Here is a 20,322-nt window from a genome sequence, read left to right as displayed (position 1 = left end):
GCGCCAATTTGGCGCTATATGGCCGGCGCGACCTCATGCAGTTAGCGCCAAATTGGCGCTAACCAGTACAATTGCGCCAATTTGGCGGTATAGTCCACGCGACCTCGGGCAGTTAGCGCCATATTGGCGCTAACCAGTACAATTGCGCCATATTGGCGGTATTGTCGACGCGATCTCGTGAGTTAGCGCCAAATTGGTCGTATGAACGCTGTTTCCCGTGCCATAGCGCCAATCTGGGCGTGACGTAACACCAGCGCCATCCCCTACCTCGGGCATGTTGCCAGCGCGATGCAAGTCCTCCATGCACGAAGCTGCCCGCAAGGCAGCATTTGCACACCTTCGCGGACAGCCCAAGCTAACACCGCATGATAGATTCGGCGCCCGGACCGCCGGCCTCAACGCACTCGCCGCCCGGTACCGCCCGCCTCAGCGCACCCACCGCCCGGCACCGCCGGCCACACCGGCCGCCCGCCAAGCCAAGCGCGGCCCGCGCCCCGTCCGCGCACCGCAGCCGCGATCCAGCTACGGCTCCAGCCTACCAGCCTACCAGCCTACCAGCCTACCGGCCTTCCTACCGACCGGCCTACTTACTTCCTCAGACTTCGAGCGTCCCGCCCGGCTGCAACACGACGCCTTCGAGACCTTTGTCGGAGAGGGCGGTCGCAAACGCCTGCCCGTCCTGCGCGATCAGGTCAAAGGTGTTGTAGTGCATGGGAATGACTTTCTTCGCGCCAATCCACTCCGCGGCCAGCAGAGCGTCGTCTGGACCCATCGTGAAGTTGTCGCCAATCGGGAGGGCTGCAACGTCAATGTGGTTGCGGTCGCCGATAATCTTCATGTCGCCAAACAGTCCCGTATCACCCGCGTGGTAGAACGTCTTGCCGCCCATCGTGATCAGAAATCCACACGGGTTGCCGGCGTACTCGATGTGATCGTCGAGTTCAATACCAGAGCCGTGGAAAGCCAGTGTCAGTTTGACGTGGCCAAAGTCGAACGCGTGGCCTCCGCCAAGGTGCATCGGGTGCACGTTGAACCCTTTGCGGCCGAAGTACATGGCCAGTTCAAACGGTGCGATAATTGTAGCGTGGTTGGCGCGAGCAATCTCCTCAGTGTCGCCGACGTGATCACCATGGCCGTGCGACAACAAAATCGCTTCGACCTTCACATCGCCGGGAGCGAGGTCAGCTTTGCCGTTGCCAGACAAAAACGGGTCGATGATGAGAGCATGTCCTCCCTCTTCAACGGTGAAACAGGCGTGACCGTGATACGATATTTTCATTCGAACATCCCCCTCGTGACCACATTGGCTGGGTGTGTTGCGCAGTTCTACCCAGTCTTTTCCCCCATCCATTATACCTTGACCCGTGCTCCACTACACCGCTATACTCGCTCCACAGTGGAATTTTCTACACTGCAGGAGGTGAAGTGTCCGTATGGAACTCATGCCGGCAAGTCTGTACGAAGCCGCGGGCGGTGCTGCGACGATTGACCGTTTGGTGGACGAGTTTTACGTGCGAGTCGCAGTCGATCCCGTTCTCTCCCCGCTCTTCCCAGAAGACTTCACCCTCATCCGACGCAAACAAAAGGCGTTCCTCACCCAGTTTTTCGGGGGGCCCGCCAAGTATGCTGAAGAGTTCGGAGCGCCGATGATGCGCTTTCGTCATTTACGTTTTGCCATCACGCCGACACACCAGACAGCCTGGTTGCGCTGCATGTCAGAGGCGATGGACGCTGTAGGCCTAGGCGGTGAACTGCGACGCGTGATGTTCGAACGTCTTACGCTCACCGCTGGCCACATGGTCAACACACCCGCCGACAACGCGGAGTAGCTGCTGTGGGCTGTGCGAAACAGTACGCTTGAGCGAACAGGCCGCAGGTCGACACGCGCCGGGTCAAGAGTCTCGACGCGCGCCGTGTCAAGAGTGACGGAGCGTGGCGTACGGAATCGGGTCTTCGTAGCCCGCTTCCGCAAATCCCTTCAGCCGCAGGCGGCAGCTGTCGCACACACCGCACGCCTCATCTTCCCCTTGGTAGCACGATGTCGTGAGTTGGTACGGAACACCAAGTTCCATGCCTTGGCGGATAATTTCAGCCTTCGTCCAGTGCATCAGCGGCGCTTCAATCGTCGTCGGATGCCCCTCCACGCCCGCCTTCGTGCCCGCGGCGATTGCCGCTTCTACTTTCTCAATAAAGGCAGGTCGGCAGTCCGGGTAACCGCTGTAGTCGAGGGCATTAACGCCGATGAAAATCGCGTCCGCGCCGACAACTTCCGCGTACGAACTCGCGATCGACAGAAACAACAGATTACGCCCTGGCACATACGTGACCGGAATGTCTTCGCCGACGCCTGAGGTCGGTACATCGAGCGCATCGTCCGTCAGGGCACTACCGCCAATTTCGCGCAGAAATCCCATTTCCACAACGCGATGGTCGACCACTCCGTAGTGGCGGGCGACCGCCTTTGCGTGCTCGACTTCAATGCGGTGGCGCTGCCCGTAGTCAAACGTCAAGGCGTACAAGCTGTAATCACGTGCATGGGCAATTCCCATACACGTGGTGCTGTCTAGGCCTCCACTTAACACCACGACTGCCTTTTTCGTCATCCCGTAACCCCCGTTGTTCCCAGGACTGCTTGGTGCTACCCAAACAGTCCGCCTAGTGTCTGATTCCCGGTGCCATTTGTGCTGCCACCGGTCGTAGTCGCATTGGTGCTATTCGTTGAGTTTGTGCTACCACCCGTAGTCGTCGCGTTGCCTGTGCCATTCCCAGGGGACGTGCCCGTTTGGTTACCCGTGCTATTTCCCGGACCCGTGCTATTTCCCGGGCTGTTGCCTGTGGTGTTGCCCGAGCCCTGGCCCGGACCCGTGCTGTTGCCGGTGATGTTGCCCGAGCCCTGGCCCGGGCCCGTTGAGTTTCCCGGTCCACCTGGCCCTCCGCCTGCCCCAAGCCCTCCAGGAACTGTGAACGTGATGGCCGCAGGTTGCCCAATCGGTGTTTCACTGTTCGGGTCCATCGCCTGTACCACATACGTGTAGGTGGTTCCAGGTACCACGTTCGTGTCTTCAAATGTCCCGCCTGACACCGAACCAATCTGTTGAAGTTGGGTGGTACCTTGATTCGAACCGCCCGTCGAGTTGCCAGACAGGCTCCCGCCGGACTGCGTTGACCCTGCTGTCGCCCGTTCGATCACGAACGTCGGCGAATTGTTCGCAGTCGTCTTCCAACTGAGGAGCACCGCGTTGTTCGTGGCGTCCCAATTTGCCTGCAGCCCGACAACACCCTTTACGCTTTGCGGTGGCTGCGGTGTCTGCGGCAACTGCGGGTACTGGAACTGCTGGGGCTTCTGCCCCTGCACGGCGAGATTGACAATGTCGTGCCAGAGCTGCGCACAGTTCCCCGAAGGGTCTTCAACAACCCAGGACAAGTGGTGCTGCGCGTTGGTCTGGTCATAGGCGATGTAAATCGAACCGACCATGTTCGGCGTGTAGCCGTCAAACCAGCCTGTTCGTACCCAGTTGAGTTGCGCCAAGGTCTGGTGCGAGTCGTACTGAACGGTCCCCGTCTTGCCAGCGACACCCCAGCCGGGAATTTTCGCGTACTGCCCAGTGCCGTTCTGTACCACATTTTGCATCAACTGAGTCATCGTTTCAGCAGTCTGCGGCGTCATCACCGTGTGCGGCTGCGAACCCGGATGCTGGTAGATCACGGCGCCTTGACCGTTCACGATCTTGTTCACCAGGTACGTCGGCATTTGCTGCCCGTTGTTGTCAAACGGCTCATAAGCCTGGGCCATCTGAATCGGCGAAACGGACTCGCAGCCGATGGCCACACACAACTCCTGCTTTTGCTGGGATGTGAAGGTGATGCCGTCATTCTCCGCAAACTTGATGCCGTTGGAAATGCCGAGTTGGTCGAGCAACCACGTCGATGCAATGTTTTGCGACCATGTAATCCCGTACTGCAGCGTCACGCGAGCTGGCGCATTTGCGTTCCAGTTCGTCGGAGCGTACCCATTAAACGACTGCGGTTGGTTGTGAAGAATGGACGAAGGCGTCCACTTCCCACTCTGAATCGCCGGTCCATAGTCGATGATCGGCTTAATCGACGAACCTGGCGACGATGTCGCATACACGCGGTCGTAACCAAACGGGACAAACCCTTGCTTGCGCGACCCTGCTGCACCGAGGATACCGCCGGTCTTCGGATTGACGAACACCGCAGCGCCTTCGACGACAGTGCCCTTTGTCGGACCCGGGAAGTTCCCGTTGTAGTTCGTGCTCCAAAACACTTTATTGATGGCGTTTTGGACGTTCGGGTCAATCGTGGTGTAAATCTTCAATCCACCCTGTGCCAACTGTGCCGGTGTGACGCTCTGGTTGTTACTAAGGTGATTCTGCAAATAGTCGTAGACAAAGTTGAGCAGCAACGGGTTCTTGTTCCACGGGTCGTTCGTGATGTGATGGTAGCTTACCCCAAGCGGCGCTTTTTCCGCTTTAGTCGCGGCCGCCTGTGTGATGTAGCCGTATTTGACCATGTTCTGTAGAACGATATTGCGCCGCGTCGTCGCAGCTTTCGGGTTCTGCAGCGGGTCATACGCACTCGGCGCCTGTGGGAGACCGGCAAGCAGTGCGGCCTGGTCGAGTGTCAAGTGCGGGTTCTTCGCCAAGTTGATCCCGAAATAGCGCTGTGCCGCTTGCTCCACCCCAGTCGTGTTTTCGCCGAGGTAGATTTTATTGAAGTACATCGCGAGAATTTCCTGTTTCGTGAAGTGCCGGTCGATCTGCACGCCGAGCACGACCTGGCGAATCTTGCGCGTGAACGTCTTTTGGTCGTTCAAGAAGACAATCTTCGCAAGCTGCTCCTGAATCGTACTGCCACCTTGCGCAAGGCTGTGGGTCCACAAGTCGACAAAGGCAGCGCGCAGAATGCCTCTTACATCGATACTCGAACCTTGCCAGTAGGTATGGTCCTCAGTGGCTACTAGTGCATTCTGCAGGTCTTTCGGAATCTGATTGTAGGTTAAATCTGAACCGCCAGGTGCCGGGATTGTCAACAACTTCTGACCAGTCCCTGCGTAGATCACGGTCGGCGACGTTGAGCTCTGCAGTTTACCTGCGTCAAACGGGATGAACTGCACCAGCGCCATGAAGACGGCAACAAACACCGCCACCGCGGCTACGACGCCGACGGCGATGCCAATCGCGTACTTTCGCGCCACGTCCAAATCACCTCGCATTAGTGGCCTAGTCTCGATGGACCACATGCCACTGTGAATGTCACCCTACCCCAGGTCCCCGAAAGATAATACGCAATCTGTACGTAAAAATGTAGGGGTCTCTCCGCAACAGTCTCTAAGCGATAGGCTGCCAGAGGCACTCCGACGCGTTGAGCCTCGCCTGTCTGTCTGCTATACTAGACGGGTCTAACGGCAGGGGAGTTCAGTATCCGACCCTACCAGTATAGCGGACAAGTGTAAAGAGTAGAGACCAGGAAGAGGACGCGCTGTGATTCTATACCAGGTGGCACAGAGAGCGGGCATGCTGAGAACCCGCGCACCCGTGGACACAGACATCACCTCGGAGTCATCCGCCGAACCGCTGTAAGGACGGAGCACAACTCCAGTGCGCAAGTCCAGAACGGCGTAAGACCGGATCGCCTTGCCCACGTTACGGGTGCAGATTGGGTGCGCCTCTGTGTAAGTTTGAGCAGTGGTGGCGTCAAGTTGGGTGGTACAGCGGCAGACGAGCCGTCCCTTCATGAGGGACGGCTTTTTGATTGCAGATATTGGCTCAAGCAGTGCAAGTCTAAGGAGGAGCAGAAATGGCTTACGACGACAAGGTGCACGTACCGCACAAAGTAGATGCGAAAGAACCGGCTGAGGTCCGCGAACAGCGCGTTCTCGACCTCTGGAAAGTGCACGACGTATTCCTGCAGAGTGAAGAACAGCGCAAAGGCGGCCCTGAATTTGTGTTCTACGACGGTCCACCGACCGCGAACGGGCGACCGCACTCTGGTCACGTCATCACGCGCGTCATGAAAGACGTGTACCCCCGCTACAAAGCCATGAAAGGCTTCCACACGGAACGCAAGGCAGGCTGGGACACGCACGGGCTGCCGGTGGAAATTGAGATCGAAAAAAAGTTCGGAATCAGCGGCAAGAAACAGATTCAGGCATTTGGCATTGAACGGTTCATCAACGAATGCCGCGAGAGTGTATTTGTGTACGAGAACCTCTGGCAGGAGATGTCGGAGCGGCTCGGATACTGGGTGGACATGGAGCATCCGTACATGACGCTGTCCGACGACTACATTGAGTCGGTGTGGAACCTGCTGCGGACAATCTACGACAAAGGCTACCTCTATCAGGGCCACCGCGTGAGTCCGTACTGCCCGCACTGCGAAACCACACTGTCCAGCCACGAAGTGGCACAGGGCTACAAGGACGTCAAAGACCTCACAGTCACCGCGAAGTTCCGCGTCACAGGGGGCCGAGCGCTGGTGGGTGATGACGAGTCACATTCGCGCCCTGCGGGCGCTGCTGCGACTGTCCCGGGCGCTGCTGGCGCGCCAATAGAGGGCTCGGGGGCAGCCGCAGAAACGGGCGCCACGTTTATCCTCGCTTGGACGACGACACCGTGGACGCTGCCATCGAACGTGGCCTTGGCGGTTAACCCGAACCTTGAGTACGCGCTCATTCACGCAGCCGAGTCGGGTGAGAATCTCTGGGTCGCGAACGAGTTGCGGGACAACTTCCTGCACGAAGGCGACGCAGTCGTGGCGACAAAGTTTGGCCGTGACCTCGTCGGCTCAACCTACGAACCAGTCTTTCACTACGTCCAGGCCGAAGGCAAAAAATTCGTCGTCGTGCCGTCTGGTCACGTCACGGCGGAGTCCGGAACGGGCGTCGTCCACATGGCGCCCGCCTTTGGCGAGGACGACTACCGCGTCTGTCGTGAAAACGGCATTGTCTACTGCAACTTCGTCGACCTGACGGGGCATTTCACGGACGACGTCACTGACTTTGCAGGGCGCTTCGTCCGTGACGAAGGCCTGAACGTCGACATCGTCAAGAACCTCTCGGCGCGAAACCTTGTGTTTGAGAAGCACAAACAGGAGCACGCGTATCCACACTGCTGGCGGTGCGACACGCCGCTGCTCTACTACGCGATCGACAGTTGGTTTATCCAGACCACGGCCGTGAAAGGGCAGATGATCGAAAACTCGAACGGCATTAACTGGATGCCCGAGCACATCCGCGAAGGCCGCTTCGGGAACTTCCTCGAGAACCTGGTCGACTGGAACCTGTCACGCAGTCGCTACTGGGGTACGCCGCTGCCGGTGTGGATCTGCGACAAGTGCGGCCACAAGCACTGCGTCGGGTCAAAGGCGGAACTCGAGCAGTTGGCAGGAACACTCCCGCAGGAACTGCACAAACCGTACATCGACGAGGTCACGTGGACGTGCGCGTGTGGTGGCGAGATGCGCCGCGCGCCAGAAGTCATTGACGCTTGGTTCGACTCCGGCAGCATGCCGTTTGCGCAACTCCACTACCCGTTCGAGAACCAAGAACAGTGGCAGCGCCTCTACCCGGCCGACTACATCTGCGAAGCGATCGACCAGACACGCGGTTGGTTCTATAGCCTGCTCGCGATCTCGACGCTCGTCACAGGTCGCGCCCCGTACAAGAACGTACTTGTGCTCGGCCACGTGCTCGATGAGAACGGCAAGAAGATGTCGAAATCGAAAGGCAACGTGATCGACCCGTTTGAAGCGCTCGACATGCACGGTGCCGACGCGCTGCGCTTCTACTTCTTATCGAACACACAGCCGTGGAACTCGCAGCGTTTTTACCACAAGGCCGTCGCAGAGAGCCGAAGCAAGTTCGTCGACCTGCTGCAAAATGTGCACGCATTCTATGCCCTGTACGCGGGCATCGACGAATTTGACCCATCGCAACACTCGCTGGCTGTCAGTGAACGGCCGCTGCTCGACCGCTGGGTCATCGCGCGCTTGAATGAGACGACGCTGCGCGTCGACAAACTGCTCGACGACTACGATGCGACGACCGCCGCACGGACACTGCAGAGCTTTGCCAACGAGTTGTCAACGTGGTACATCCGGCGCAATCGCGATCGCTTCTGGGCCGCTGGCATGGAACAAGACAAGGTCGCTGCGTACCTGACTTTGTACGAGTGCCTCGAGACACTGTCGAAGCTCATCGCGCCGTTTACCCCGTTCATCGCGGAGGACATCTACCAGAACGTCGTGCGTGCTGCAAAGCCCGATGCGCCCGTCAGCGTACACCTGTGCGATTTCCCAACGGCCGACTCCAAGTTGGTGGACGCGTCGCTCATCGCCGAGATGGACCAGGTGCTGCGCGTCGTCGAATCGGGCCGTCATCTGCGCAACGAGAGCAAGATTAAGACACGCCAGCCACTGTCCGCACTGTACGTCGCACGCGACTCCGCGACGGTGCTGTCGAAGTTCGTGGAGACTCTCAAAGACGAGTTGAACGTGAAGGAAGTCCGCTTCGTCGCACTCGAAGAAGTGACGCGGCCAGAGTTGTACCTCAACCTGAAGGAAGTCGGTCGCTCTTACGGCAAGTTGGTGCCAGTGCTAAACCAAGCAGCGAAAAGTGCGTCTGCGGATCAAATTGCGCGGTTCCAGTCCACGGGATCTGTCGAGCTCGAGGGTCAGGTCATCTCCGCTGCCGAGGGGCACGCCGAGACGCGCTGGCACCCCAGCTTCGAAGGCTTAGTTGACGTAACGGCGCGCGGCTTTGTCGGTCTGGAGACGGCCTTGACGGAAGAATTGGTCGAAGAGGGCTATGTGCGCGAAATCGTCTCAAAGATGCAGATGATGCGCAAAGAGGTCGACTACAACGTGACCGACCGCGTGACGTTTGCCGCGGCAGGTGACGCAGAGGTACGCGGTATTTTGCAGCGCCACCGCGACGCGATTGCGGCGACGGTGCTGATTGACGAACTTATGGTCGCGACCGGCGTTGACACTGACGTCACGGCGGTAGGCGAGCACCTGACTGGTGCCGACTTGGTCAAGGAGTGGGATGTGAATGGTAAACCGCTGACGCTCGCGGTGCGTGGCCCGCGACGGTAATACCGAGTGGCTGAGTGGCAGAGTGAGCGCTAAGATGGGCATGGAACTACCGTCGTCGATTGGAAGATAGCCGTTTACGGCTATCTTCCTCAGCATCACTGCTCCGCAGCAGTATGTAAGGTTTGGCGCTATCACCGTGCCAAACGAGAATGTAGAAGGAGTTGTTGCCACATGGGCGAATCGAATCGGTTGGGTCACACGAGACCGATGCCACTGAACAAGCGGGGCTTGAATGCGAGCCGTATTTCCCTCGGCTGCATGGGGTTCGGCGGCGAGTGGGCGCCAGGGCCAATCTATCCCGAGCATGTCAAACAAGCAGAGGCGGCAGTTGAGGCCGCGTTGGAGGTCGGGATCAACTTCTTCGACCACGCTGACATCTATAGAAGCGGCAAGGCGGAACAGGTCTTCGCTGAGGTTCTGAAGGCGCGGCCTGGGCTGCGAGAGAGCATCTACATCCAGTCGAAGTGCGGGATTCGTTTTGCAGAAAGCGACTCCGTGCCCGGTCGCTACGACTTCTCCAAGTCGCACATCCTGCAGAGCGTGGATGGCAGCCTGCAGCGTCTCGGGGTCGAATACCTGGACGTGCTGTTGTTGCATCGGCCCGATCCGTTGATGGATCCGGATGAAGTTGGCAATACCCTTGACACCCTGCACCGCTCCGGCAAGGTGCGCTACTTCGGAGTGTCGAACATGAACGCGGGGCAAATCGAACTGCTTACCAGCGGATCGACGCATTCGTTCATCGTCAACCAGCTCGAACTCAGCCTCCTGCACACCGGGTTTGTAGATACCGGCGTACACGTGAATCAGGCAGCAGCGCAAGCGAACTACTTCCCGGACGGAACCATGGAGTACATGCAACTTCATGACATCCAAGTTCAAGCCTGGTCCCCGCTCGCACGCGGTTATCTGAGCGGGCGCTTGGTGACCGAGCAGGCGGCGGCTGACGAGCCTGCGACCACTCAGGCGACCGCCACTCTCGTCGCACGCATGGCCGAAGAGAAGGGTGTGTCGCGCGAAGCGGTCGCGCTCGCCTGGCTGATGAAACACCCGGCAGACATTCAGCCCGTCATCGGCACGACCAACCCGGAGCGCATCAAAGCTTGCGCCGAGGCTCTGCAAATCGAGTTGACTCGAGACGAGTGGTACCACCTCTACGTCACATCGCGGGGCGCGCGGCTGCCATAATCGGCAGCCGCTTTGTATTTTCGACTATCAGCGCATGACCTTGACCAAGTTAGCCATCTCGATCGCGGTGGTCGCAGCGTCCCAGCCCTTGTTGCCGGCCTTCGTGCCCGCGCGCTCAATCGCCTGTTCAATCGTGTCTGTTGTCAGCACCCCGAAAATCGTCGGCGTGTCGTTGGACAGCGCGATGTTGGCGATGCCCTTTGAGACTTCGCCAGCGACATAGTCAAAGTGTGGGGTCGAACCGCGGATTACAGCGCCAAGCGCAATTACCGCGTCGTAGCGCCCACTTTGCACCAACTGCTTGGTCACAAACGGGATCTCGAAGGCCCCCGGAACCCACGCCACCGTCACGTTGTCGACCGCCACGCCGTGACGTTTCAAAGCGTCGAGCGCGCCACCGAGCAGTTTCGATGTAATGAACTCATTAAAACGCGAAACGACGATACCGACACGCAGTCCATCCCCAATCAGGTGTCCTTCCAGTGTTCGAACAGTCATCCTATGTCCTCCTTATTAGTGCAACAAGTGCCCAAGTTTGTCCTTCTTCGTCTGCAGGTACTGCTCGTTGTACGGGTTGCGGTCGACTTCGAGCGGAACGCGCTCCACAACCTCGAGGCCGTGCCCGTGAATGCCTTTGACTTTGCGCGGGTTGTTCGTCAGCAGTCGCATTTTGCGAACGCCGAGGTCGTACAAAATTTGCGCGCCGATGCCGTAGTCGCGCAGGTCATCTGCAAAGCCAAGTTTGTGGTTCGCCTCGACTGTGTCGACACCCTCGTCCTGCAGCGCGTATGCCTTAATCTTGTTCAACAGGCCAATGCCGCGCCCTTCCTGCCGCAGGTACAGCAACACGCCTTTGTCCGCCTCGCCAATCTGCCGCAGTGCCGCCTCAAGCTGCGGCCCACAGTCACAGCGCAAAGAGCCAAACGCGTCTCCCGTGAGACACTCCGAGTGCACGCGCACAAGCGTCGGGCTGCCGTCCATCTCACCTTTCACAAGCGCGACGTGTTCCTTACCGTCGAGCTTGTTCACGTACACATAGACGTGAAACAGTCCGTAGCGAGTCGGCAGCATCGCGCTGGCCGCCGGGCCGCCAACAGCGCTTTGCTCGACGCGCTCGACCAGCTGCTCGGTCTGCTTGCGGTACGCGATCAGGTCCTCAATTGAGATCAATTTAATGCCGTGCCGCTTCGCCAGTTCCTCGAGTTGCGGCAGACGCGCCATCGTGCCGTCCTCATTGAGGACCTCGCAGATCACGCCGACCTGCGGTGCCCCACACAACCGCGCGAGGTCGACTGCCGCCTCCGTGTGACCAGCGCGCCGCAACACGCCGCCGTCTTTTGCGACGAGCGGGAAAATGTGGCCGGGGCGGCGGAAATCCTCCGGCCCAGTGGACTCATCGACGATGGCCGCGATTGTCTCCGCGCGCTCATAAGCGCTTATCCCAGTCTTTGTTTTCGCCTCGTCGACCGACACCGTAAACGCGGTGCCAAACGAATCGGTGTTCTTGCCGACCATCTCGTGGAACTCCAGTCGCTTTGCGCGCGCTTCGTCAATCGGGACGCAGAGCAGGCCACGGCCGTGCGTGATCATGAAGTTTACGACGGATGCATCTGCCTTTGAGCCGAGTGCAATAAAGTCACCCTCGTTCTCGCGGTCTTCGTCGTCGACGACAATAACCACCTTGCCCTGACGCAGGTCGGATAGAGCGTCTTCAATCGAATCAAACATCGTTCATCTCTCCTCTACCTGTCTTCTATACAAACCCGTGATTGCGCAGGAAATCCAAGCTGAGCCCCCCGCCGTCTGGGACGGCGACGTCTCCCTCGAGTGGAGTTACACCTGCAGTCGAGATGCCGAGCAGGCGTTCGACGTACTTCGCGATCACGTCGCACTCGAGGTTCAGCGTCGCCCCGACAGGCGACCGCAAGAGTGTCGTGGCGATGCCTGTGTGCGGGATGACCGAAACCCGAAACGCTTCCAGGGTTACATCCATGACAGTCAGGCTGACGCCATCGACGCAGATGGAACCTTTCTCGGCGATGTAGCGCATCAGTGCTCGCGGCGCCTGAATTGTCAGGACGACGGCATTGCCCTCTGAGTCGCGCTGCTGCAGCCGGCCTGTGCCGTCCACGTGGCCAGACACAATGTGTCCACCGAACCTAGCCCCGGCGGCAAGTGCGCGTTCGAGATTGACGCGGTCGCCTGTCCGCAGTTTGCCGAGGTTCGTGCGCCGCATCGTCTCGGGGACAGCGTCGACGTGAAACGACTCCTTTGTGAAAGCGGTGACGGTCAGACACACGCCGTTGACACAGATACTGTCACCGAGCGCGACGTCTTCAAGCACCCGAGCAGCAGTGATTTCGAGCCGAGCGCCTTCACGCCGAGTCTCAATCCGGCGTAGCGTAGCCACCTCTTCAATCAGGCCTGTAAACACCCGAACCACCTCCACGTTCCGCGATGTCGTCAGCCTGCGCGAGATACCCTTCGACTCGCAAATCCGGACCAACCTGACTCACGGTCATGCGTTTGAGTTGCAGAGCCTCGGCCATTCGGTCCACCGGACGACCTGCGACCGCCGGCAGTCCGCTGCCAAGCAACTTAGGCGCAATGTAGTAGACGACCTTGTCTACAAGCTTAGCCCCAAGCAGCGCGCCTGCAACGCGTGGCCCGGCCTCCACGAGCACACTCGTGAAACCGTCCTGTGCAAGGTCTTGCAGCGCCGCGGTAAGTGAAACGCGCCCATCCGCTCCAGCCTCGACCAAGCGCACCACAGCCCCTTGCGCCTCAAGTTGCGCCTTGCGAACTGCAAACTCAGAGGCGTCCGAGCTAGCCGTGGCGGCGGTTGCGTACAGCCGAACTTGACCTGGCTGTTCAAACAGCGCAGCACCACATGGCGTGCGCAACTGCGAGTCAAACACGACGCGCAGAGGCTGCGCAGCAGCCATGGCGCGGCCACGCAGACGGACGGTGAGTTGCGGGTTATCTGCGAGCACAGTGCCAACACCGACCGCAATCGCAGGATGCTGACGGCGCAACTCATGAACGGACTCGCGCGCCTCGGGACTCGTCACATAGCGGCTGTCGCCGTTTGCAGTGGCGACATAGCCGTCAAGCGTCGCCGCGCACTTCCACACAACAAACGGCCGGTTTAGGGCCCGCCACGTCAAGTAGGCCTCATTCTGAGCTCGTGCCTCTTGTTGAAGCACACCCGAGACGACTTCGATGCCTGCCGCTCGCAGTCGGCGGACGCCTTCCCCCTGCACTGCTGGGTTTGGATCGAGCGCAGCGACCACGACCCGGCTCACTTTGGCGGCGACGAGCGCATCCGCGCAAGGCGGTGTTCTCCCAAAATGCGAACAAGGCTCAAGCGTCACGTACGCCGTAGCGCCCTCCGCCAGGCTACCCGCCATGCGCAACGCATGCACTTCAGCGTGCGGTCCACCGGCTTTGAGGTGCGCTCCTTGACCGACAATCTCACCGTTGCGGACAATCACGGCGCCCACTAGTGGGTTCGGTGCTGTCTGCCCTCGCCCGAGTTCTGCAAGCGAGAGCGCAGTGGCCATATAGCGCTCGTCCTCGGTCACGACTCTCCTCCTACGCAAAAAACCCCCTGCTTCAGGGGGCTGATGTACCTTCCATGACGATGTACACGGTCCGCAAGGCAGACCATGGCAACGGTTTAGAAGGTCCTTCTTTCATCCGGACTATACCGTCGGTACTGGATTTTCACCAGTTCCTGCCCATGTGCAAAAGCCGATATTCCGACTCTCGCAGGCTCGTGGACTCTGCAGTCTCCTGCATCACCACCGATCGGGAATTGGCTCGACAACGTCTCGCCTCACCCTGCCCTGAAGGAACACTCCGATATTCGGTTAGTTCACATTGACTAGTTACACAGTAGATGGTATTGCAACTACACGATAAAAGCAAGATGGGCGCCCGGGCGGCTCATCTCGCCTCAGTTGACGCCGGGTCAGGCGTTCGATATCCTGAGAATCATTGACCGTAGGAGGATGCCACATGGACGGCGCAAACTTCTCCGTCACGTCGCTGCTCATTGTGTCACTTCTAGCGCTTTTAGTACCGCTTTTGGTCAGTCGCTTGCGGGGCCTGCGGGTGCCCATTGTGGTCGGTGAAATCCTCATCGGAATTGTCGTCGGGAAGAGCGGTTTTGACATCATCCACCAAAGCCAGTGGCTCAGCTTTCTCCAGTTCTTCGGACTCTCCTACCTGATGTTCGTCTCAGGTCTTGAGATCGACTTTGGCGCTCTACGGCTGCGCAGAACTGCCGGTCAGTCCTCCCTGAAGGCCTGGTTGCAAAGCGCCCCAGTGTTCGCCACATTCGCATGCGCCGTGACATTCGGACTTGCCTACCTGCTTTCTACCGCGCTTTACCACCAGCACATGGTCAAGAGCCCGCTGTTGTTTGCCCTCATTATCACGACCACATCGCTAACCGTGGTTGTACCGGTTCTGAAAGAGTATAACCTGCTGTCGTCCGAATTCGGCCAACTGATTCTCGCGGCCGCGGTGTTTGCGGACTTCGTGACGATGTCACTCATCTCCGTCGCTGTCTCTCTGTTTAAGGGTGGGTTTTCGCCACGTGTCTTCCTCGTTTTCATACTGCTCGTCATCCTGCTGGTGTTCTACCGCGTCGCACGTCGGTTTGCGCGTTTTAACCTGCTGAGCGGGCTTGCCGACGGTACCGCGCAACTCGGGATTCGCGCGTCGCTCGCACTCATGATCGTCTTTATGGTCCTCTCCCAAACCCTCGGTGTGCAGGTGATTCTCGGCACCTTTCTCGCAGGCGTCTTGGTGGGCCTCGTGAACGACAAGGAACGCTCCGATATTCGCAACAAGCTGGATGCGATTGGCTTTGGATTTTTGATCCCGATCTTTTTCATCATGGTCGGCGTCAACTTCAATGTTCGGTCGCTCTTCGGCGACCCGAAGGCGCTGTTGCTGCTGCCGATTCTGTTTATCGCCACCTACCTGTTCAAGGCCTTGCCGGCCCTCCTGCTGCGTCTGCGCTACCCATGGCGGGAGACATTGTCCGGCGCGTCTCTGCTCACCACGCAGATGTCCGTCACGGTGGCTGCCGCTTCAGTTGGACTGCAAATCGGCGCCATTCGTCAAGGCGTCGACACGGCGATTATCTTGGTCGCGATGCTGACATCCGTGATCTCACCCGTCTTGTTTGGCCGTTTGTTTCGCCCGTCGGTCGACAGCGACGTGCGGTCGTGCGCAGTGGTCGGCAACATGCCTGGCGCCAATTTGCTTGTCGAGCACATCCGCGCGCACGGGGATGGCTGCGCATGGATGATGGACTACCCCGAGGAAAACGTCGATTGGAGTTCCGTACGCGCCATGGCAGCGTACGGAGAGGACGACGCGAAGAACATCGCAATCGCCTCTTCAGCGGCAGCGGCCGGTGTGCGGCCCGCTCTGTGTCTCATACGCGACCTAAGCACCTTTCACCAGTACCAGAACACCGAGAACCTTGTTCCGATTAACCCGCAGCTTGCAACTGTGACCCTAATCGACCAACTGCTGCACTACCCAATTTCGACACAGTTGCTCCAGGCGCCAGCAAACCTGCAGATCCGGGAAATCGAGCTCACCAACCGCGCGTTCCACCGGGTCACGTTGATGAACATAAACCTCCCCGGAAACCTTTTGATTCTATCCGTGGTGCGCGACGGTGTTCAGGTTGTTGCACACGGTAACACAGAACTATTGGTTGGCGACACTCTAATCGTCGTCGGTAGCCCGGATGACATCTCTGATTTTGCACAAATTGCGTAAGCATGGGACTGTGGTCGATACTCGGAGAGTACAGTGCAAAAAAAAGAGCGCAGCCAGCAAGCGGCGCGCATCAAAGGGGTAAAGGGTTATTCATAAGGTACCACGGGCTAGCCGACCTGCCATGGGGCTTCAGACACTCGCTCTATAGGACTTTTGTCCCGGCTCAGCCGCGTGTGTGTACGATGGTCTCCGTCTGATACAGTGCCTTCGAGTACGGCGGCAGGCTCTCCGTGATCCACGCGTTACTGCCAATCACGCTGTGATGGCCAATCACGGTTTCTCCACCGAGCACTGTAGCGTGCGCGTACAGTACCACGTAGTCTTCTACAGTTGGGTGCCGCTTGGTTTTGCGCACCATCGAGCCATCCTCATCGCGCGGAAAGTACAAAGCTCCAAGCGTCACGCCCTGGTACATCTTCACGTGGTCACCGACGACTGCAGTTTCCCCCACGACGATACCCGTTCCGTGGTCAATCATGATGTGCCGGCCAATCGTCGCACCCGGGTGCAGTTCGATGCCTGTGAGTCGGTGCGCGTGCTCCGTCATCATCCGCGGCAACAGCGGAATATCGAGTTCAACCATGATGTGGGCCACGCGGTACACGGTCAACGCGAACAGCCCTGGATAGGTCAGCAGAATCTCATCGTAACCGGTCGCCGACGGGTCACTGTTGTACGTCTCGATGACATCCTCGTACAACATCTCTTGCACTTCCGGCAGTCGAGCCAAGACCTGGTCAGCCCGCTGCTCTGCCGCATCGCGCGACTCCGACACTCCGTCTTTGAAACACTTCCGGTACACCGCGCGGTGAATCTGGCCAGCCATGACGTGATGAAGAGACTCCATCTGTTCACACAGTGGATCCGTCTTCGTCGACGAAGAGTAGTAATTGGGCAGAAGCACCTGCCTGGCAAGCGAGATCATCTGCGCGATGGCCGATATCTCTGGATGGCACATTCTTCCTTCGAACCAGGTGCAACTGTTGTGGTTCAGTTGTTCGACAATGTGTTTGCGAGGTTGTTCGCGGTCTGTCACTGCCCTACCCCCGTTTCGAATCGATGATAGATGCGGGTCATTGACAGTATACAGACTTGCGAGGTAGCTGACAAAGGACATTAGCCGACTCAGCGCTCGTTCTAATTTAGCCCCCGAGCGACGTGTAGATTAGATACACGTTGAGAAGAACAATCACGCAGGCAATGAGCGTGGCCACTACAGTCACCCACCAGCGGTTGACAAGCTCGCCCATCAACGACTTGCGACTTGTGAAATAAACCAGCGCGATAACCGGCGCAGGGAGCGCGATACTCAGTACGACCTGGCTCAGGACCAGCATCTGTGTCGCATTTAGTCCGATTGCGACGACGGCGACGGCCGGCAGCATCGTGGCGACACGGCGAACCCAGAGCGGAATCCGAAAGCCAACGAACCCTTGCATAATCATCTGGCCAGCCATCGTTCCGACGGCAGAACTCGATAGACCAGAAGCAAGCAGCGAGACTAAAAACACTGCCGCCGCAGCGGGTCCAAGCAGTGGTGTCAGCGTGCGGTACGCACTCGAAATCGACGCGATGCCTGTGTGACCGGTGCCGTGGAAGGCTGACGCTGCCATATACATCATCGCCATGTTGACGAGTCCGGCCAGCGTCATTGCAATGAGAACATCCAGTCGCTCAAAGCCGTAGACTTTCTTCGCTTCTGCTGTGTTGCGCGGCTGAATTCTGTTTTGCGTCAAGCCCGAGTGGAGGTAGACTGCGTGCGGCATAATCGTTGCCCCGATGATACCGACGACTAAGAACATGCTGTTTGAACCACCCACCCAAGGGGTGACCGCGTGACTCGCCACGAGCCCCCAATTGGGACGAGAGATAAAAGTCTCCAACAGGTAGCTGATGGCAATCACACCGACCAAGGCGCCAATGAAAATCTCCAGCGGACGGAATCCAAACCGCTCCAACTGGAGCATCGCGTAGGTCAAGACACCCGTGACAAGCGTCGCAATGAGCAGCGGGATGTGCATCAAGAGGTTGATGGCGAGGCTCGCTCCCAAAAACTCTGCTAAATCTGTCGCCATCGCAGCGACCTCGGAAACGCCCCACAGCGTGTATGTCAACCACTTTGGATAAAACGCACGACACAGTTCCGGGAGATTGCGCCCAGTTGCGATGCCTAGTTTTGCGGATAGTGTCTGAACCATCATCGCCATCAGGTTGGCGAGCACCACGACCCAGAGCAACCGATAACCGTACTCCGAACCACTCTGGATATTGGTTGCGTAGTTGCCCGGATCAACATAGGCGACAGACGCGATCAACGCAGGACCAAGAAACGGCAGGACCGCGAACAGACCTTTCCGCTTTCCGTCCAAGACGAGGCGGCCAGCTTTGACAGCTTTGCTCTCAGCCCCTGCTACAGCTTCCGAGGCGGCGAGGTTACTCATAGTCTCCCTCCTTTATGTCTGACCTTGCACCCTCCCCGTTCGACCCGAGGGGCGCGAAGAACCCTGCAACACTGTATGCTGTAAGTTGAGCAGTGCTCACAATTTTCTCCGGATCTAACAAAATTGGTTCTGCGACAATGTTTTTCCCTCGGGAAACTTTCCGTCTCTATTATAGGTTATCAACAATAAAAAGTGAAGTGGAACTGCCTTGCGAATTTTCGCGCTTGGCCGTATTATGTGGGGCATTCAGAGAGTCCACAACGACCCGCGTTCGGTCGACACCTTGGAGGGATTGGGATGACTGAAGGTACATATGACGCTTACTTGCGAGCCCACAGGGGCACGCACCTTGAGGAACTAAAGACGTTCCTGCGCTTTCCAAGCGTCAGTACGGACTCTGCTCACCGCGGCGATGTAACGGCGTGTGCAGAGCACCTCGCAGAGCTCGCACGAAAGGTCGGGTTTGAGCACGTCGAACTCTGGCCGACAAAAGGTCACCCTGTAGTATACGGGGACTGGCTGCACGCAGATGGCGCTCCGACGGTTGTTGTCTACGGACACTACGACGTGCAGCCAGCTGACCCGCTTGAACTGTGGCAGACACCGCCGTTTGACCCACAAGTTCGGGATGGGCAATTGTACGCCCGCGGCGCGTCAGACGACAAAGGCCCGACTTTCATGCACCTGAAGGCGTTTGAAGCTCTGCTTTCGACTACGGGCGGCCTTCCGGTCAACGTGAAGCTGTTCCTCGAAGGCGAAGAGGAAATTGGCAGCGCACACTTGACAGAGTGCCTCGAAGCTCACCTCGACCAACTGCGTGGCGACCTATTGGTCATCTCTGACACGACCATGCTCGGTCCCGATCAACCGTCCATCTGTTACGGCTTGCGCGGTCTAGCCGCTCTGCAGGTTGACGTGCATGGGGCAAACCGCGACCTGCACTCCGGTCTGTACGGTGGTGCTGCGCCCAATGCGGTACACGCACTGGTGGAGTTGCTCGCGACTTTGCACGACTCGGAAGGAAGGGTTACAGTACCTGGGTTTTACGACGACGTGGATGTTTTGACCACAGAGGAAGCAGAGGCTTACCGCGAGTTGCATTTTGACGAGGCGGAGCTGATGGCTGAGATTTCCGTGACAGAACTGGTCGGGGAACCGGAACACCCTGCCATTGAACGGTTGTGGACGCGTCCAACGCTCGAAATCAACGGCATTTACGGTGGTTTTCAGGGGGAGGGGACGAAGACCGTGATCCCCGCTGAAGCGCACGCCAAAATCACTTGTCGACTGGTGCCCCATCAGACGGGGCGAAGCATCCAACAACTGCTCGCGCGGCACCTGGAAACAAACGCGCCAAAAGGTGTCAAGGTGAGTGTCCAACTGGCTGACACAGGCGAGCCGTATGTGACGCCGTTTGACCATCCGGCCATTCAACTGGCTGCAGACGCATACACCCACGCCTATGGTAAACGGGCTGTGTTTACGAGAATGGGTGGGTCAATTCCAGTTGTCGAAACGTTCGAGCGCATGCTCCACGTTCCCGTCGTACTGATGGGCTTTGGCCTGAACACAGAGAACTTTCACGCCCCGAACGAGCACTTTGCCCTCGACAACTTCGACAAGGGTCTGCGAACACTCTGCTACTACTGGCTGCACTTGCCGGAAGCTCTGTCCGGAGAACGAGCGTAGCATTTGTACTAAAGACGTTGGGTCCCAGCATATCATGTCCCACCGAAGGCGACACAAAAACAGCCGGCAGTCCGCGCGTGCG

The 20,322-nt window shown here is 58.4% G+C and carries 14 protein-coding genes and 1 riboswitch; of the genes, 5 read left to right on the top strand and 9 right to left on the bottom strand.

The features are described 5' to 3' along the window. Positions 1-595 precede the first annotated feature (595 nt). Positions 596-1,279, bottom strand: coding sequence for a metal-dependent hydrolase (locus JC200_RS14515; protein WP_274432399.1), 684 nt, complete (start codon positions 1,277-1,279; stop codon positions 596-598). Between the two features lie 154 nt (positions 1,280-1,433). Between JC200_RS14515 and JC200_RS14510 the strand changes: the two genes are divergently transcribed. Further along, on the top strand, positions 1,434-1,829 hold the full coding sequence (locus tag JC200_RS14510; protein ID WP_443111823.1) for a globin domain-containing protein: 396 nt from the start codon (positions 1,434-1,436) through the stop codon (positions 1,827-1,829). 87 nt (positions 1,830-1,916) lie between these two features. On the opposite strand, the gene queC is transcribed toward JC200_RS14510, so the two are convergent. Further along, positions 1,917-2,603, bottom strand: a complete 687-nt coding sequence (gene queC / locus JC200_RS14505; RefSeq protein ID WP_274432398.1) for a 7-cyano-7-deazaguanine synthase QueC — start codon at positions 2,601-2,603, stop codon at positions 1,917-1,919. A gap of 35 nt (positions 2,604-2,638) precedes the next feature. Next, positions 2,639-5,218, bottom strand: a complete 2,580-nt coding sequence (locus JC200_RS14500) for a transglycosylase domain-containing protein (protein WP_274432397.1) — start codon at positions 5,216-5,218, stop codon at positions 2,639-2,641. Between the two features lie 602 nt (positions 5,219-5,820). Here JC200_RS14500 and ileS point away from each other — a divergent pair. Both ileS and JC200_RS14490 read left to right on the top strand, forming a co-directional pair. Then, positions 5,821-9,117, top strand: coding sequence for an isoleucine--tRNA ligase (gene ileS / locus JC200_RS14495; protein ID WP_274432396.1), 3,297 nt, complete (start codon positions 5,821-5,823; stop codon positions 9,115-9,117). Between the two features lie 171 nt (positions 9,118-9,288). Continuing rightward, the gene (locus tag JC200_RS14490) at positions 9,289-10,305 is read left to right on the top strand and encodes an aldo/keto reductase (protein WP_274432395.1); all 1,017 of its coding nucleotides are present in this window, start codon (positions 9,289-9,291) and stop codon (positions 10,303-10,305) included. Between the two features lie 27 nt (positions 10,306-10,332). Here JC200_RS14490 and ribH read toward each other — a convergent pair whose 3' ends face one another. The 4 genes from ribH to ribD are packed head-to-tail and all read right to left on the bottom strand — an operon-like array spanning position 10,333 to position 13,889. Beyond that, positions 10,333-10,803, bottom strand: a complete 471-nt coding sequence (gene ribH, locus JC200_RS14485; protein WP_274432394.1) for a 6,7-dimethyl-8-ribityllumazine synthase — start codon at positions 10,801-10,803, stop codon at positions 10,333-10,335. A gap of 15 nt (positions 10,804-10,818) precedes the next feature. Continuing rightward, positions 10,819-12,033: a bifunctional 3,4-dihydroxy-2-butanone-4-phosphate synthase/GTP cyclohydrolase II gene (locus JC200_RS14480; RefSeq protein ID WP_274432393.1), complete on the bottom strand. Its 1,215-nt coding sequence runs from the start codon at positions 12,031-12,033 to the stop codon at positions 10,819-10,821. Between the two features lie 25 nt (positions 12,034-12,058). Beyond that, positions 12,059-12,739, bottom strand: a complete 681-nt coding sequence (locus tag JC200_RS14475; protein WP_274432392.1) for a riboflavin synthase — start codon at positions 12,737-12,739, stop codon at positions 12,059-12,061. Next, on the bottom strand, positions 12,720-13,889 hold the full coding sequence (gene ribD, locus JC200_RS14470; protein ID WP_274432391.1) for a bifunctional diaminohydroxyphosphoribosylaminopyrimidine deaminase/5-amino-6-(5-phosphoribosylamino)uracil reductase RibD: 1,170 nt from the start codon (positions 13,887-13,889) through the stop codon (positions 12,720-12,722). Before ribD ends, JC200_RS14475 begins: the two co-directional genes overlap by 20 nt. Before the next feature lie 99 nt (positions 13,890-13,988). Then, a riboswitch (FMN riboswitch) is annotated at positions 13,989-14,165 on the bottom strand. Positions 14,166-14,325: 160 nt separating this feature from the next. Between ribD and JC200_RS14465 the strand changes: the two genes are divergently transcribed. Beyond that, entirely contained in the window at positions 14,326-16,110 is a 1,785-nt protein-coding gene (locus tag JC200_RS14465; RefSeq protein WP_274432390.1) for a cation:proton antiporter, read from the top strand. Between the two features lie 163 nt (positions 16,111-16,273). On the opposite strand, the gene JC200_RS14460 is transcribed toward JC200_RS14465, so the two are convergent. Continuing rightward, on the bottom strand, positions 16,274-17,146 hold the full coding sequence (locus tag JC200_RS14460) for a serine O-acetyltransferase (RefSeq protein WP_274432389.1): 873 nt from the start codon (positions 17,144-17,146) through the stop codon (positions 16,274-16,276). Between the two features lie 106 nt (positions 17,147-17,252). Further along, on the bottom strand, positions 17,253-18,551 hold the full coding sequence (locus JC200_RS14455; RefSeq protein WP_274432388.1) for an Nramp family divalent metal transporter: 1,299 nt from the start codon (positions 18,549-18,551) through the stop codon (positions 17,253-17,255). Between the two features lie 297 nt (positions 18,552-18,848). On the opposite strand from JC200_RS14455, the gene JC200_RS14450 reads away from it, so the two are divergent. After that, positions 18,849-20,240, top strand: a complete 1,392-nt coding sequence (locus JC200_RS14450; RefSeq protein ID WP_274432387.1) for a dipeptidase — start codon at positions 18,849-18,851, stop codon at positions 20,238-20,240. Positions 20,241-20,322 lie beyond the last annotated feature (82 nt).

Source organism: Alicyclobacillus sp. ALC3 (genome assembly GCF_028751195.1).
In the GTDB taxonomy this organism is placed as follows: domain Bacteria; phylum Bacillota; class Bacilli; order Alicyclobacillales; family Alicyclobacillaceae; genus Alicyclobacillus_L.
The sequence above is the reverse complement of the archived record's forward strand: the minus strand, read 5'-3'. Positions and strand labels throughout refer to the sequence as shown.